Annotated in this window: 12 protein-coding genes; 8 read left to right on the top strand and 4 right to left on the bottom strand. The window is 73.9% G+C overall.

All coding sequences use genetic code 11. From position 1 onward, the window contains the following. Nucleotides 1-290: 290 nt before the first annotated feature. From V7S47_RS23125 to V7S47_RS23095, 7 genes are read left to right on the top strand one after another with little or no spacing between them, the layout of a single operon-like run. The gene (locus V7S47_RS23125) at nt 291-1,796 is read left to right on the top strand and encodes an MFS transporter (protein WP_336563781.1); all 1,506 of its coding nucleotides are present in this window, start codon (nt 291-293) and stop codon (nt 1,794-1,796) included. A 6-nt stretch (nt 1,797-1,802) separates the two neighbouring features. Further along, nucleotides 1,803-4,175, top strand: a complete 2,373-nt coding sequence (locus V7S47_RS23120) for a molybdopterin oxidoreductase family protein (RefSeq protein ID WP_336563780.1) — start codon at nt 1,803-1,805, stop codon at nt 4,173-4,175. Next, nucleotides 4,172-5,530 (top strand): FAD-dependent oxidoreductase, encoded by a 1,359-nt coding sequence (locus tag V7S47_RS23115; protein WP_336563779.1) that lies wholly within the window; start codon nt 4,172-4,174, stop codon nt 5,528-5,530. The genes V7S47_RS23120 and V7S47_RS23115 overlap by 4 nt, the downstream gene beginning before the upstream one ends. Further along, nucleotides 5,527-8,088, top strand: coding sequence for a nitrite reductase large subunit NirB (gene nirB / locus V7S47_RS23110; RefSeq protein ID WP_336563778.1), 2,562 nt, complete (start codon nt 5,527-5,529; stop codon nt 8,086-8,088). The genes V7S47_RS23115 and nirB overlap by 4 nt, the downstream gene beginning before the upstream one ends. Next, nucleotides 8,085-8,426 carry a nitrite reductase small subunit NirD gene (gene nirD, locus V7S47_RS23105; RefSeq protein ID WP_336563777.1) on the top strand — a complete coding sequence of 114 codons (342 nt, stop codon included), beginning with the start codon at nt 8,085-8,087 and terminating at the stop codon, nt 8,424-8,426. Before nirB ends, nirD begins: the two co-directional genes overlap by 4 nt. Further along, nucleotides 8,419-9,537 carry a uroporphyrinogen-III synthase gene (locus V7S47_RS23100; RefSeq protein WP_336563776.1) on the top strand — a complete coding sequence of 373 codons (1,119 nt, stop codon included), beginning with the start codon at nt 8,419-8,421 and terminating at the stop codon, nt 9,535-9,537. The genes nirD and V7S47_RS23100 overlap by 8 nt, the downstream gene beginning before the upstream one ends. Beyond that, entirely contained in the window at nt 9,534-10,157 is a 624-nt protein-coding gene (locus V7S47_RS23095) for a sirohydrochlorin chelatase (protein WP_336563775.1), read from the top strand. The genes V7S47_RS23100 and V7S47_RS23095 overlap by 4 nt, the downstream gene beginning before the upstream one ends. 46 nt (nt 10,158-10,203) lie before the next feature. Here the strand turns inward: V7S47_RS23095 and V7S47_RS23090 are convergent, their stop codons facing one another. The 4 genes from V7S47_RS23090 to V7S47_RS23075 are packed head-to-tail and all read right to left on the bottom strand — an operon-like array spanning nt 10,204 to nt 13,887. Next, nucleotides 10,204-11,697 (bottom strand): sodium/solute symporter, encoded by a 1,494-nt coding sequence (locus V7S47_RS23090; RefSeq protein ID WP_336563773.1) that lies wholly within the window; start codon nt 11,695-11,697, stop codon nt 10,204-10,206. Then, nucleotides 11,694-12,065 carry a hypothetical protein gene (locus tag V7S47_RS23085; RefSeq protein ID WP_336563772.1) on the bottom strand — a complete coding sequence of 124 codons (372 nt, stop codon included), beginning with the start codon at nt 12,063-12,065 and terminating at the stop codon, nt 11,694-11,696. The genes V7S47_RS23090 and V7S47_RS23085 overlap by 4 nt, the downstream gene beginning before the upstream one ends. Then, the gene (locus V7S47_RS23080; protein WP_336563771.1) at nt 12,062-12,772 is read right to left on the bottom strand and encodes a LytR/AlgR family response regulator transcription factor; all 711 of its coding nucleotides are present in this window, start codon (nt 12,770-12,772) and stop codon (nt 12,062-12,064) included. Before V7S47_RS23080 ends, V7S47_RS23085 begins: the two co-directional genes overlap by 4 nt. Further along, nucleotides 12,769-13,887 (bottom strand): sensor histidine kinase, encoded by a 1,119-nt coding sequence (locus V7S47_RS23075; RefSeq protein ID WP_336563770.1) that lies wholly within the window; start codon nt 13,885-13,887, stop codon nt 12,769-12,771. Before V7S47_RS23075 ends, V7S47_RS23080 begins: the two co-directional genes overlap by 4 nt. Before the next feature lie 87 nt (nt 13,888-13,974). Here V7S47_RS23075 and V7S47_RS23070 point away from each other — a divergent pair, with 87 nt between their 5' ends. Next, entirely contained in the window at nt 13,975-14,832 is an 858-nt protein-coding gene (locus V7S47_RS23070) for a DUF559 domain-containing protein (RefSeq protein ID WP_090854002.1), read from the top strand. Nucleotides 14,833-14,862 lie beyond the last annotated feature (30 nt).

The raw sequence follows: 14,862 nt of genomic DNA, 5'->3' as shown, positions 1-14,862 counted from the left end.
CAGGGCTGGCGGCCTTCGCACCTCAACCAGCGGGGGACGGGTCGGGCCTGGCGGCCTTCGCGCCTCGACCAGCGGGGGACGGCTCAGGGCTGGCGGCCTTCGCACCTCAACCAGCGGGGGACGGGTCGGGCCTGGCGGCCTTCGCGCCTCGACCAGCGGGGTCGCCGCCGTGAGGTCGTGAGGGGCGTGAGGTTGTGAGGAGAAGTTGACGACATCGGTACGGCGTCATGTCGCCGGTGTTACGGCGGCTGTCGAGGGTGGAGGCACCTCACCCCATCAGGAGCAGCGACATGACGATGACCGAGAGCCGCGCGGCCGCCGAGACCGTGCCCGCCGCCCGCCGTACCGGGCGTTGGATCGACGACTGGCGGCCGGAGGAGCCGGAGTTCTGGGAGAGCACGGGCAAGCGGGTGGCCCGGCGCAACCTGGTCTGGTCGATCTTCGCGGAGCACCTGGGCTTCTCGGTCTGGCTGATCTGGAGCGTCAGCTCGGCCTTCCTGGTGTCGATGGGCTTCAGCTACTCGCCGCAGCAGCTCTTCCTGCTGGTGGCGCTGCCCAACCTGGTCGGGTCGCTGCTGCGGCTGCCGTACACGTTCGCGGTGCCGAGGTTCGGCGGCCGGAACTGGACGATGGCCAGCGCGGCGCTGCTGCTGATCCCGACGCTGGGCTTCGCGGTGGCGGTGCAGAACCCGGGTACGCCGTACTGGCTGTTCTGCCTGATCGCGGCGACCGCGGGCCTCGGCGGCGGCAACTTCGCCAGCTCGATGGCCAACATCAACTTCTTCTACCCGAGTGACAAGAAGGGGGCGGCGCTCGGACTGAACGCTGCCGGCGGCAACCTGGGCGTCGCGCTGATCCAGCTCTTCCTGCCGGTGATCATCGGCGGCGCGGGCATCTTCGGGCTGGTCAAGGCGGCCGAGGGCGGGATCAGCCTGGAGCGGGCGGCCTACGTGTACGCCGGCCTCGCGGTCGCGGCGACCCTGGCGGCGTACCTCTTCATGGACAACCTCACCTCCGCGCAGTCGAGGCCGCGCGAGCAGCTGGCGGTCGTGAAGGAGAAGCAGACCTGGGTGATGGCGTTCCTCTACATCGGCACGTTCGGGTCGTTCATCGGCTACTCCGCCGCGATGCCCCTGCTGATCAAGCTCAACTTCTGGGTGCCGGACCCGGCGCCGCTCGGCACCGGCATCTACTTCGCCTACTTCGCCTTCCTCGGCGCGCTGGTCGGCTCCGCGACCCGGCCGTTCGGCGGCTGGCTCGCCGACAAGTACGGCGGCGCCCGCGTCACCCTCGGCGCCTTCGCGGGGATGATCGTCTCGACGCTCGCCGTCCTCTGGACGCTGACGCAGCTCACGCCGAACCCCGGCCAGAGCCCGGCGATCGCCGACGACAACCAGTCCTGGTTCCCCTGGTTCCTCGCGTTCTTCCTCTGCGTCTTCGCGAGCACCGGCATCGGCAACGGGTCGACGTACAAGATGATCCCGGCGATCTTCCGGACCCAGGCCGAGCGGGCCACGACGCCCGGCACCCCGGAGCGCGGCGCCGCGCTGCACGCCGGCACCAAGAAGGCCTCGGCCGCCATCGGCGTCATCGGCGCGGTGGGCGCGGTCGGCGGGTTCCTGATCCCGATCGCCTTCAGCTCGCCGTGGGTCGACCAGCCGATGGAGGCGACCAAGGGCGCGTTCGTGGTCTTCACCGCCTTCTACGTCGTCTGCGCGGTCGTGACCTGGGCGGTCTTCCTCCGCAAGCCGGCACCGGCCAAGGCGGCGACCAGCCTCGCCAACGCCGGGATCTGACCGGCCTTGACCGACACCCACTGCCCCTACTGCTCCCTGCAGTGCGGCATGACCCTTCGAGACGGCTCGTCTCTCGCCTCCTCAGGGCAAGCAGGTTCCAGCAGGAGCCGCGCCCTGGAAGTCCGGGCGCGCGACTTCCCGGTCAACGAGGGCGCGCTGTGCCGCAAGGGCTGGACGGCCACCGGGCTCCGCGGCCACCGCGAGCGGCTGACCACGCCGCTGCTGCGCGATCGTGCGACCGGCGAGCTGCGGGCGGCGTCGTGGGACGAGGCGCTCGATGTCGTGGCCACCCGCCTCCGGACGCTGCAGGAGGCGCACGGCCCCGACACGGTCGCCGTCTTCGGGGGCGGCGGGCTGACCAACGAGAAGGCCTACCTGCTCGGCAAGCTCGCCCGGGTCGCGCTGCGGACCAGCCGGATCGACTACAACGGGCGCTGGTGCATGTCCTCGGCCGCGTCGGCCGCCAACCAGGCCCTCGGGATCGACCGCGGGCTGCCGTTCCCGCTGGCCGACATCGAGCAGACCGACGTGCTGGTGCTGGTCGGCTCCAACCTGGCCGAGACCATGCCGCCGGCTGCGCGACACCTCGACCGGCTCCGCGAGCGCGGCGGGCACGTCGTGGTGATCGACCCCCGCCGTACGGCGACCGCGGCCCGGGCCGACACGGTCCTCCAGCCGGTGCCCGGCACCGACCTGGCGCTGGCCCTGGGTGTCCTGCACCTGCTCGACGCCGCCGGCGCGGTCGACGAGGAGTACGTCGCGTCGCGCACGACCGGTTTCGCCGCGGTCCGTCGTACCGCTGCGGCCTGGTGGCCGGAGCGGGTCGAGCGGGTGACCGGGGTGTCGGCGGGGGAGCTGCGCGCGCTGGCCGACCTGCTCGCCGGCGCCGGGACGGTCACGGTGCTGACCGCCCGCGGCGCCGAGCAGCACAGTCAGGGCACGGCGACCGTGCTCGGCTGGCTGAACGTGGCGCTGGCGCTGGGGATGCCGGGGAAGGCGCACGCCGGCTACGGCTGCCTGACCGGGCAGGGCAACGGCCAGGGCGGCCGCGAGCACGGGCAGAAGTCCGACCAGCTGCCCGGCTACCGGATGATCGACGACCCGGCCGCGCGCGAGCACGTCGCGCGGGTGTGGGGCGTCGACCCGGCGTCGATCCCGGGCAAGGGGCTGTCGGCGTACGAGCTGCTGGAGTCGCTGGGCACCGGCTCGCGGGCGCTGCTGGTGTTCGGCTCCAACATCGTGGTCTCCGCGCCGAACGCCACCCGCGTCACCGGGCGGCTCGCCGCGCTCGACCTGCTGGTGGTCGCCGACATCGTGCTCAGCGAGACCGCCGCGATGGCCGACGTCGTGCTGCCGGTGACCCAATGGGCCGAGGAGAGCGGCACCATGACCAACCTCGAGGGCCGGGTGATCCTGCGCGAGCGCGCCGTGACCCCGCCCGACGGCGTCCGCAGCGACCTCGACGTGTACGCCGGCCTGGCGTCGCGGCTGGGATCGACGGCCGCCTTCCCGACCGACCCCGAGGAGGCGTTCGCCGAGCTGCGGCTCGCCTCGGCCGGCGGGCGCGCGGACTACGCGGGCATCACCTACGACCGGATCCGCGCCGAGGACGGGGTCTTCTGGCCGTGCCCCGCCGTGGACCACCCCGGCACCCCGCGGATGTTCGCGGACTCGTTTGCCACCCCCGACGGCCGGGCCCGCTTCGTCGACGTCGAGCACGCCGGCGCGGCCGAGCAGCCCGACGCCGACTACCCCGTGCACCTGACGACCGGCCGGGTGCTGGCGCAGTACCAGTCCGGCGCCCAGACCCGCCGGGTCCGCGACCTCCCCGACGACGGCCCCTTCGTCGAGCTGCACCCGATGCTCGCCGCCCGGATCGGCGCCCGCGACGGGGAGCCGGTCGTGGTGACCACCCGGCGCGGGTCGCTGCGTGCGCCCGCGCGGATCGTCGACACGATCCGGCCGGACACGATCTTCGTGCCGTTCCACTGGGTCGGTGCGAACCGGCTCACCAACGACGCGCTCGACCCGTCCTCGCGGATGCCGGAGTTCAAGGTGTGCGCGGCGGCGGTGGGTCTCGATACGCCGTCGCTCGTCCCTCGCGACGGCTACTCGACCAGCGAGGGTGTTGTCGTTGGTCGAGTAGCGAGCAACGAGGGTGTTGTCGCTGGTCGAGCAGCGAGCGCCAGCGAGCGTGCTGTCGTTGGTCGAGTAGCGAGCGCCAGCGAGGGTGCTGTCGTTGGTCGAGTAGCGAGCGCCAGCGAGCGTATCGAGACCCCCGCATCCCACCAGCGACCTGGATCGGGGCCGACTCTCGGGTCACCGGGTGTCGAGGCTCGCTTCGCTCGCACCTCAACCAGCGGCGGGGGACCCGCATGAGGACCGTGGTGGTGGGGGCCGGGATGGCGGCGGCGCGGCTGGCGGACGACCTGGTCGCGCGGGGCGGTGAGGTGACGCTGCTCGGCGACGAGGCGCACCCGCCGTACAACCGGATCCTGCTCTCGGCGGTCCTGGAGGGCACCCACGACGTCGGCGCGATCGGGCTCGGCCTGCGCCCGGAGGTCGACCTGCGGCTGGGGACCCGGGCGGTCGAGATCCACCGCGAGGAGCGCGAGGTCGAGCTGGCCGACCGCAGCCGGGTGCCGTACGACGCCCTGGTGCTCGCCACCGGGAGCATCCCCACGCTGCCGCCGATCCGCGGGCTGGTCCGGGTCGACGGGCGGCTGCACGAGCGGGTGCACGCGTTCCGCAGCCTCGACGACTGCGCCCGGCTGGACCGGGCGGTCACGGCCGGCGCGCGGACCGCGGTGGTCGTCGGCGGCGGGCTGCTCGGCCTGCAGGTCGCCCGCGCGCTGGGGGTGCGCGGGCTGGCGGTCGAGGTCGTCGAGGGCGGCGAGCACCTGCTCCGCAGCCAGGTCGACGAGAAGGCCGGGGGGATCCTGGCCCGCGACCTCCGGCGGCTGGGCGCGACGGTTTACACCGGCGCGCGCGCCGTCCGGCTCGCCGAGGACGGGTTGGTCCTCGACAACGGCTATACGCTCGACGCCGACCTCGTGGTGCTCACCGCCGGCGGCCGGCCGAGCACCGCGCTCGCGCGCCGCGCGGGGCTGGAGGTCCGGCGCGGGATCGTGGTCGACGACCGGCTCCGCACCGACGACGAGCGCGTCTTCGCGATCGGCGACTGCGCCCAGCACCGCGGCCGTACGACGGGCTTCGTCCCGCCCGCCTGGGAGCAGGCCGGGCTGCTCGCCCGGCACCTCGCGGGCGAGGAGGTCGTCTACACCGGCACCCGCTCGGTCGCCCGGCTGCGCGCGACCGGCCTCGACGTGGCCGTGCTCGGCGACCCTCAGACCGCCGCGGGCGAGGTGGTCGAGGTGACCAACCCGATCGTCGGCTCGCACCGGCGGCTGGTGGTCCGCGACGGCCGGATCGTCGCCGGCACCCTGGTCGGCGACCTGTCCCGGATCGGCCTGATCACCCAGCACTACGACCGGCAGACCGTCCTCGGCGCCCGCGAGCCCGGCCTGCTGCTGATGCCCGACCGGGCGACGGCGGAGGTCCCGCAGCGGCTGCCCGACGACGCCGAGGTCTGCTCCTGCGCGGGCGTCACCGCGGGCCGGATCCGCGCCTGCTCGTCGTACGACGACGTCCGCACCACCACCCGCGCCACCACCGGCTGCGGCGGCTGTGCCGCCGCGGTCGAGCAGCTCGTCACGGAAGGAGCACACGCATGAGCCCGCACCTGAGGAAGAAGCTGGTCGTCGTCGGCCACGGGATGGTCGGCCACCGGTTCGTGCAGGCCGCGATCGAGCGCGGCCTGACCGAGACCCACGACCTCGTCGTGGTGGGTGAGGAGCCGCGGCCGGCGTACGACCGGGTCGCCTTGACCTCCTTCTTCGAGCGCGGGGCCGACGAGCTGTCGTTCCTCCCCGAGGGCGCGTACGACGACCCGCGGGTCCGGCTCCTGCTCGACACCACCGTGGAGGGCTTCGACCCCGAGACGCGCACCGCGCTGCTGAGCAGCGGCGAGGTGCTCGCCTACGACGAGCTGGTGCTGGCCACCGGCGCCGCCCCGTTCGTGCCGCCGATCCCGGGCCACGACCTGCCGGGCTGCTTCGTCTACCGGACCATCGAGGACCTGGAGGCGATCCGCGAGGCCGCCGCGACGGCGACGGTCGGGGCCGTGATCGGCGGCGGGCTGCTCGGGCTGGAGGCGGCCAACGCGCTCGCCCAGCTCGGGCTGGAGACCCACGTGGTCGAGATGGCGCCGCGGCTGATGGCCGTGCAGGTCGACGACGCCGGCGGCGCCGTCCTGACCCGGCACATCGAGAAGCTGGGCCTCTCGGTGCACACCGGGGCGATGACCTCCGCCGTCGTCGAGCGGGACGGCCGCGCGGCCGGGCTGGCCCTGAAGGAGGCGGCCGCCCTTCGAGACGGCTCGTCACTCGCCTCCTCAGGGACCGAGTTTCCCGTTGACGTGGTGGTCTTCTCCGCCGGCATCCGTCCGCGCGACGCACTCGCCCGGACCGCCGGCCTCGACCTGGCCGAGCGCGGCGGCGTCCTGGTCGACGGGCAGTGCCGGACCTCCGACCCGCACGTGTGGGCGATCGGGGAGTGCGCGGCGCCCGCCGGCCGGATGTACGGCCTGGTCGCCCCGGGCTACGCGATGGCCGAGGTGGTGGTCGACGCGCTCCTCGGCGGGCCGGGCTCGTTCACCGGCGCCGACATGTCCACCAAGCTGAAGCTGATGGGCGTCGACGTGGCCAGCTTCGGCGACGCGTTCGCCACCATGCCGGGCGCGCTCGAGCTGGTCTACGCCGACGCGGTCGCGGGGGTCTACAAGAAGCTGGTGGTCTCCGACGACGGCAAGCAGCTGCTCGGCGGGATCCTGGTCGGCGACGCCTCGGCGTACGGCGTGCTGCGGCCGATGGTCGCCAGCGGCATCGAGCTGCCGGCCAACCCGGAGGAGCTGATCCTCCCGGTCACGAGCGGGTCGGGCGCCGGGGTGACGCTGCCCGACGAGGCCCAGGTGTGCTCGTGCAACGACGTGACCAAGGGCGACATCGTCGCGGCGGCCGCGGCGGGGGAGACCACCCGGGCGGGCTCGACCTGCGGGTCCTGCAAGGTGCAGGTCAAGAAGATCATCGAGGACTACTTCACCTCGGTCGGGCAGGTCGTCGACAAGAGCCTCTGCGAGCACTTCGCGCTCACCCGGCAGGAGCTCTTCGACGTCGTCGCGGTGCACGGGCACACCCGCTTCGACCAGGTCGTCGAGGCGCACGGCACCGGCCGCGGCTGCGACGTCTGCAAGCCGGCGATCGCGTCGATCCTGGCCAGCCAGCTCAACGGGCACGTCCTCGCCGAGGGCAACCGCACCCTGCAGGACACCAACGACGCCTACCTCGCCAACATCCAGCGCAACGGCACCTACTCGGTGGTGCCGCGCATCCCCGGCGGCGAGATCACCCCCGACAAGCTGATCGTGATCGGCGAGGTGGCCCGCGACTACGGGCTCTACACGAAGATCACCGGCGGCCAGCGGATCGACCTCTTCGGGGCCCGGATGGAGCAGCTGCCCGAGATCTGGCGGCGGCTGGTCGACGCCGGCTTCGAGTCCGGCCACGCCTACGGCAAGTCGCTGCGGACCGTGAAGTCGTGCGTCGGGTCGACCTGGTGCCGGTACGGCGTCCAGGACTCCGTCCAGCTGGCCATCGACCTGGAGCTGCGCTACCGCGGCCTGCGCTCGCCCCACAAGCTCAAGGGCGGCGTCAGCGGCTGCGCCCGGGAGTGCGCGGAGGCCCGGTCCAAGGACTTCGGCGTGATCGCCACCGAGAAAGGCTGGAACCTGTACGTCGGCGGCAACGGCGGTGCCACCCCCGCCCACGCCCGGCTGCTGGCCGGAGACCTCGACACCGAGACGCTGGTCCGCTACCTCGACCGGTTCCTCATGTACTACATCCGCACCGCCGACCGGCTCCAGCGCACCGCCCCCTGGGTCGATTCCCTCGACGGCGGCCTGGACCGGGTCAAGGAGGTCGTCGTCGACGACGCGCTCGGGCTCGGCTCGGAGCTGGAGGCGGCGATGGCCCGCCACGTCGACTCCTACTTCGACGAGTGGAAGGAGACGATCGAGGACCCGGAGAAGCTCGCCCGGTTCGTGTCGTTCGTCAACGCCCCCGACACCCCGGACCCGAACATCTCCTTCCGCGCCGAGCGCGACCAGATCGCCCCGGCCGACAGCGACGGCCCGGTCTCGCTCGGCTCGACGATCCCGGTGGGAGCGCCGCGATGACCACCTTCACCACGGTCTGCCGGCTCGACCAGATCGAGGTCGAGGGCGGGGTCGCGGCCCTGGTCGACGGCGAGGCGGTCGCGGTCTTCCGGACCTACGACGACGAGGTCCTCGCGATCTCCAACTACGATCCCTTCTCACGGGCCTCGGTGCTGGCCCGTGGCATCGTCGGGACCCGGGGCGAGATCCCGTTCGTGGCGTCGCCGATCTACAAGCAGGGGTTCGACCTGCGCACCGGACAGTGCCTCGACGACGCGGCGGTCCGGGTTCCGACGTACGACGTCCTGGTCGCCGACGGCGTGGTCTCCGTGGGGGGCAGGAGGGAATCGCATGACTGACCTGCCCCTCAGCGGCTTCCGCGTGGGCGTCACCGCCGCGCGCAAGGTGGAGGAGCAGATCGCCCTGTTCGAGCGCCGGGGCGCCACCGTCGAGTGGGCGCCGGCGCTCTCGCAGGACCCCAACCAGGTCGACGACGCCTCGCTGCGCGCGGCGACCGAGGAGGTGCTGGCCCGCCCGGTCGACATGTTCCTCGCGACCACCGGCATCGGGATGAGGACCTGGTTCCTCGCCGCGGACGGGTGGGGCCTGGCCGACCCGCTCGTCGCCGCCCTGTCCTCGGCCGAGATCCTGGCGCGCGGCCCGAAGTCGGTCGGCGCGCTGCGCCGCCGCGGGCTGCGGGAGATGTGGGCGCCGGAGTCGGAGTGCTTCGAGGACGTCCTGGAGCACCTGCGCGGCCGCGACCTCACCGGCCTGCGGATCGTCGTGCAGGAGCACGGCCAGTCGCTGTCCATGGTCGCCCACGCGCTGCGCCGGCGCGGGGCCGACGTCACGGTCGTGACCGTCTACCGGGTCGCGGGCGCCGAGGACCCGGAGCCGATGTTCCGGATGATCGAGCTGATCGCCGACCGCCGGCTGGACGCGGTCACCTTCACCTCCGCGCCGGCCGTCGCCGCGCTGATGGACGCCGCCGGCCCGGTCGGCCGGCGCGACGACGTGATCACCGCCTTCCAGGCCGACGTGATCGCCTCCTGCGTCGGGCCCGTCACCGCGGCCGCCTTCGAGCTGTGGGGCGTGCCGACGATCTTCCCCGAGCGGTCCCGGCTGGCCGCGATGGTCAAGCAGCTCGAGGTCGAGCTGCCCTCGCGCCGTGAGGGGCTGTCGGTCAGCCTGCAGGGCGGGGCGCTGCTGCTCCTCCACGGCGACGACGTGCTGCTCGACGGACTCGAGGTCAAGCTCTCTCCCGCCCCGACCGCCGTGCTGCACGCCCTCGTCGCCAACCCCGGCAACGTCGTCTCCCGCCGCGCCCTGCTGGCCATGCTGCCCAGCGGCACCGCCGGCTCCGAGCACGCGGTCGAGATGGCGGTGGCCCGTCTCCGCGCGGCGCTCGGCACCAAGGCCGTGCAGACCGTCGTCAAGCGCGGCTACCGGCTGGCGGTGGACGACTCGTGAGGCTCGTGACCGTCGCCCACGGCACCCGGCACGCGACCGGCAACGAGGTCGCGCGCTCGCTCACCGCCGCGGCCGGCGAACGGCTCGGGCTCCCCGCGGTGGCGTCGTACGTCGAGCTCTGCGAGCCGATCTTCGCCTCGCTGCCGGACGAGCCGTCGCTCGTCGTCCCGCTGCTGCTGTCCACCGGCTACCACGTGCGCGAGGACCTCGGGGGCGCCCGACCGCTCGGCCCCGACCCGCTGCTCGCCTCCGCCCAGGTCGTCCGGCTGCTGGCCGCCGGTGCCCGGGCCGGTCAGCCGGTCACGATGGTGGCCGCCGGATCGACCGATCCGCTGGCGATGCGTGACCTGGTCCGCGCCCGCGACCTGCTCGCCGGTGCCTGGGGCGGCCCGGTGCGACTGGCCACGCTCACCGGCGAGGGTCTCCGCCCCGCCGAGGTGGTCCGGCCCGGGGACGCGGTCTCGCCGTACCTGCTGGCGGAGGGGTTCTTCGCCGCGCGCGCCCGCCGGGAGTCGGTGGGTGCGTCCGTCGTCGCCGACGTCATCGGCCCGCACCCGCTGGTCGTGGACCTGGTCGTCGCCCGCGCGACGGCGCTGCTGGAGGTCCGGGCGAGCGCCTGAGCCTGCCGCTGGTCGGGCTGCGGGGGTTTCGAGGCCTCAACCAGCGCTAGCCCCGGTCGAGCTCGACCGCCTCGGGCGTGTGCAGGCGCACCATCAGCCGGCGGGTGTGCGGAGGGATCCGGCCGGGAGTGAGCAGGCTGACGCCGACCATGGTCGCGAAGGCCAGCGGCACCGACCAGGCCGCCGGCTGCTCGAGCAGCACCCCGACCCACCCGGAGGCGGACGCCGGGGCCAGCGTCCAGGCCACCGCCGCGCCGGAGCCGACCCCGCCCGCCACCAGCCCGGCCACCGCGCCGACCGCGGTCAGCCGGGACCACCAGATGCCGAGCAGCAGCAGCGGGCAGAAGGTCGAGGCCGCGACCGCGAAGGCCAGCCCGACGGCCCGGGCGACGCCCACGTTCGGCACCGCGAGCGCGACCAGGACGGGGACGAGCACGGCGACCACCGCCGCCACCCGGAACGCCGTGATGCCGCGCAGCCGGCGCTGGGTGACGTCCTGCGTGAGCACCCCGGAGACCGCGATGGCCAGGCCCGACGAGGTCGAGAGGAAGGCGGCGAACGCGCCGGCGGTCACCAGTCCGGTCAGCACCTCCCCGAGTGGTCCCGGCACGACGAGCCGCGGCAGCTCCAGCACCAGGACGTCGGACCGCCCGGACGAGGCCAGCTCCGGCGCGTAGACCCGCCCGAGGGCGCCGTACGCCGGGGGCAGGAGGTAGAAGGCGCCCAGCAGCGCCAGCACCACCAGCGTCGTACGGCGGGCCGCACGCCCGTCGGGGTTGGTGTAGAAGCGGACCACCACGTGCGGCAGGCCCATGGTGCCGAGGAACGTGGCGACGATCAGCGAGTAGGTGAGGTAGAGCCCCTGCCCGCCCCCGTCGGCGAGCGGCACCGACCAGCCGGCGACCTCGCGCGCCGCGGGCGGGGTGCCGTCGCCGGCCCAGACGACCAGCAGCACCATCAGCGGCAGCAGCAGGGCGGTGAGCTTCAGCCAGTACTGGAAGGCCTGCACGAAGGTGATCGAGCGCATCCCGCCCGAGGTCACGTTGACCAGCACCACCAGCCCGACGATCACCGGGCCGACCCACACGGGCGCACCGACGGCCGAGCGCAGGGTCAGCCCGGCGCCCTGGAACTGCGGCAGCAGGTAGAGCCAGCCGATGGCCACGACCAGCACCGAGCAGACCGCCCGTACCCCGCGCGAGCCGAGCCGGGCCTCGGCGAAGTCGGGCAGCGTGTAGGCGCCCGAGCGGCGCAGCGGGGCCGCGACCAGGACCAGCAGCACCAGGTAGCCCGCGGTCCAGCCGATCGGGTACCAGAGCATGTCCGCGCCGAAGGTCAGCACCAGCCCGGCGACGCCGAGGAAGGACGCGGCGGAGAGGTACTCGCCGCCGATCGCGCTCGCGTTGAGCCGCGGGTTGACCGAGCGCGACGCGACGAAGAAGTCGCTGGTCGTCCGCGAGAACCGCAGGCCCCAGGTGCCGATCGCCAGCGTGGCCAGGGTGACCAGCACGATCGCGACGATCCCCGGGGCCGGACTCACGGTCGGGTGTCCATGAGATCGACGAAGGCCCGCTCGTTGCGCTCCGCGCGGCGGACGTACCACCAGCCCAGGCCGACCAGCAACGGGTAGACCAGCACCCCCAGCACCAGCCAGGCGACCGGCACCCCGGCCACCTCCACCGCCGCCAGGCCGGGCCAGACGTGGAAGACCAGCGGCCACGACCCGACCGTCACCGCCAGCACCCCGAGCACCCGCGCGGCCAGGCCGAGCTGCGCGCGCAGCAGCGAGCCCAGGTAGATCTCGCCGAGTCGGGTGTCGGTGTCGATGTCGCGCGCGCGCGACGAGCGCGCGGTCGCATCAGCGGTACGACGGCGCGGCGGTCCGGTCACCCGCACCCGCTCGGTCACGACCCGGCCCGCTTCAGCAGCAGGTCCCGCAGCTGCCGGGTGTGCCGCCGGCTGACCTGGAGCTCGGTCTCCGCGACCACCACCGTGCACCGCCCCGCGTCCATCCGCACCTCGTCGACGTGGGCCAGCGAGACCAGCAGCGAGCGGTGGATCCGGACGAACCCGGCCGGCGCCCACTCCTCCTCCAGCTGCGAGAGCGGGACGCGGACCAGGTGGGACCCGTCGGCGGTGTGCAGCCGCGCGTAGTCGCCCTGCGCCTCGACGTGCGAGATCGTCGACCGGGCCACGAACCGGGTCACCCCGCCCAGCTCGACCGGCACCTGCAGGTCGCCGGCCGGGCCGCGGTCGGAGGCGCCGTCGGCGATCCGTCGTACGGCCTCGGCGAGCCGGTCGGCGCGCACCGGCTTCAGGACGTAGTCGACCGCCCGCAGCTCGAACGCCTCGACCGCGTGCTCCTCGTGGGCGGTCACGAAGACGATCGGCGGCGGTTCCTTGAAGCGGGCCAGCACCTGGGCCAGCTCGAGTCCGCTCAGCCCCGGCATCTGCACGTCGAGGAACAGCGCGTCCACCTCGGTCTCCTGCAGCACCCGTAGCGTCTCGGTCGCGCTGTCGCAGGTCAGCACCGCGGCCACCCGGGGGTCCTGCCCGAGCAGGTAGGCCAGCTCGTCCAGGGCCGGCCTCTCGTCGTCGACGACCAGGACTCTCACACGCTCACCCCCGGCGCGAACTTCGGCACCCGCACGACCACCCGCGTGCCCGCTCCGGGCGCGGTCTCGACGACCAGCCCGTGCTCGTCGCCGTAGGCGTTGCGCAGCCGGGCGTCGACGTTGCCGAGGCCGACCGAGTCGAGCGAGGCGTCGCCGGCCAGCGCCCGTCGTACCCGCTCGGGGTCCTCGCCGATCCCGTCGTCCTCCACCTCGATCACCGCCTCCTGGCCCTGGTCGCGCGCGCTGATCCGGATGTGCCCGCCCTCGCCGCGCGCCTCCAGCCCGTGGCGCACGGCGTTCTCGACGAGCGGCTGGATGCACAGGAACGGCACGACCACCGGCAGCACCTCCGGCGCCACGTTCAGGGTGACCCGCAGCCGGTCACCGAAACGCGCCTCCTCGAGCAGCAGGTAGCGCTCGATGGACCGCAGCTCCTCGGCCAGCGTCGTGTACTCGCCGTGCCGGCGGAACGAGTAGCGGGTGAAGTCGGCGAACTCCAGCAGCAGCTCGCGGGCCCGGTCGGGGTCGGTCCTCACGAAGCTGGCGATCGCCCCGAGCGAGTTGTAGATGAAGTGCGGGCTGATCTGCGCCCGCAGGGCGCGGACCTCGGCCTCCATCAGCCGGGTCCGGCTCGCGTCCAGCTCGGCGAGCTCCAGCTGCCCCGACACCCAGCCGGCGACCTCGTCGGTGGCCCGCGCCAGTCCGGCCGTCGGGGAGGGCGCGAACGCCTGCAGCGTCCCCACCACCCGCTCGTCGACCACCAGCGGGCTGGCGATCGCCGTCCGGATCGGGCAGCCGCCGACCTCGCAGCCCACCTCGCTCCGGTCGAAGCTGCGGGTCCCGCCGGCCTCGATGGTCGCGACCGCCAGCGCCGCCGTACGACGCTCGTGGTGCTGCTGGCCGCCGCCGTCCCAGGCCAGCGGCCCCGCCGTGTCGGTCAGCGCCAGCGCGGGGGTGCCGAGCAGCGCGCGCAGGTGCCGGATCGAGCGCTCCGCGCTGGAGGTGGTCAGTCCCTCCCGCAGCGCCGGACTGGCCAGCGAGGCGGTGTGCAGCGTCCGGAAGGTGGCGCGGTCCGACTCGCTCCCGAGGTGCGTACGACGCCAGGCCCGACCCATGGCGACATCATCGCCGACGGGTGACCGCGATCACCGCCCTGTGGAGAGTGGCGCGCGTCGGCCGCGGATCCGCGTGAGGGTGGACGGATGGAGGTCCTGGAGGCGATGGCCGAGCTGGGCGGCGTGGCGACGACCGCCGTACTGGTCCGGCTGACCTCGCCCAAGCGGGTCCGTCTCGCTGAGGAACGCGGCGACATCGTCCGCGTGGGACGCGGGCGCTACCGCACCTCCGACGCGGACCGGGCGCTGCGACGCGCGGTCGAGCTGCGCGGCATGGCCTCGCACCTGAGCGCCGCGCAGCTGCATGGCTGGGAGATCCCGCACGCGCCGTCGTCGCCGTGGGTCACGGTGCCGCGGAACCGGCAGGTGCCCGCAGAGCGCCGCGCCCAGGTCCTCTGGGCGGACCTGTCCGAGGAGTCCGGGTTCGTGACCTCGCCGGTGCGCACCGTCGTCGACTGCGCCCGGCGCTGCGCCTTCCCGGAGGCGCTCGCCGTGGCCGACTCCGCCCTGCGCGCGGGGGTGGACCACGAGCTCGTCGTCCGCGCTGCTCGGGCCGTGCGGGGCAAGGGCGCCGCCCGGGCGGTCCGGGTCGCCGAGCTCGCGTCGCCGTTGGCCGCCAACACGTTCGAGTCCGTGCTGCGTGGTCTCGCGGTCGAGGCCGGGCTCGACGTGCTGCCGCAGGGGGAGATCGACCTCGGTGACCGCACGGTGCGACCCGACCTGGTCGACCGCGAGCGTCGGCTGGTCCTGGAGGCCGACTCCTGGGAGTTCCACGCGGGGAAGGACGCGTTCCAGAGCGACTGCCGCCGCTACACCGACCTGGTCGTCGCCGGGTGGACGGTGCTCCGGTTCACCTGGTGGCAGGTCATGCACGAGCCGGACTGGGTGCGAGCCTGCCTGCGTCGGATCGGAGCGGGGCACTCCCCGGGGGCGAACGTCGCCTGATCCCGGCGATACCGAGCGTGGAGCGACGTG

The organism is Nocardioides sp. CCNWLW216, assembly GCF_037120545.1.
Lineage (GTDB): Bacteria > Actinomycetota > Actinomycetes > Propionibacteriales > Nocardioidaceae > Nocardioides > Nocardioides lianchengensis.
This window is presented reverse-complemented; position numbering and strand designations above follow the sequence as displayed.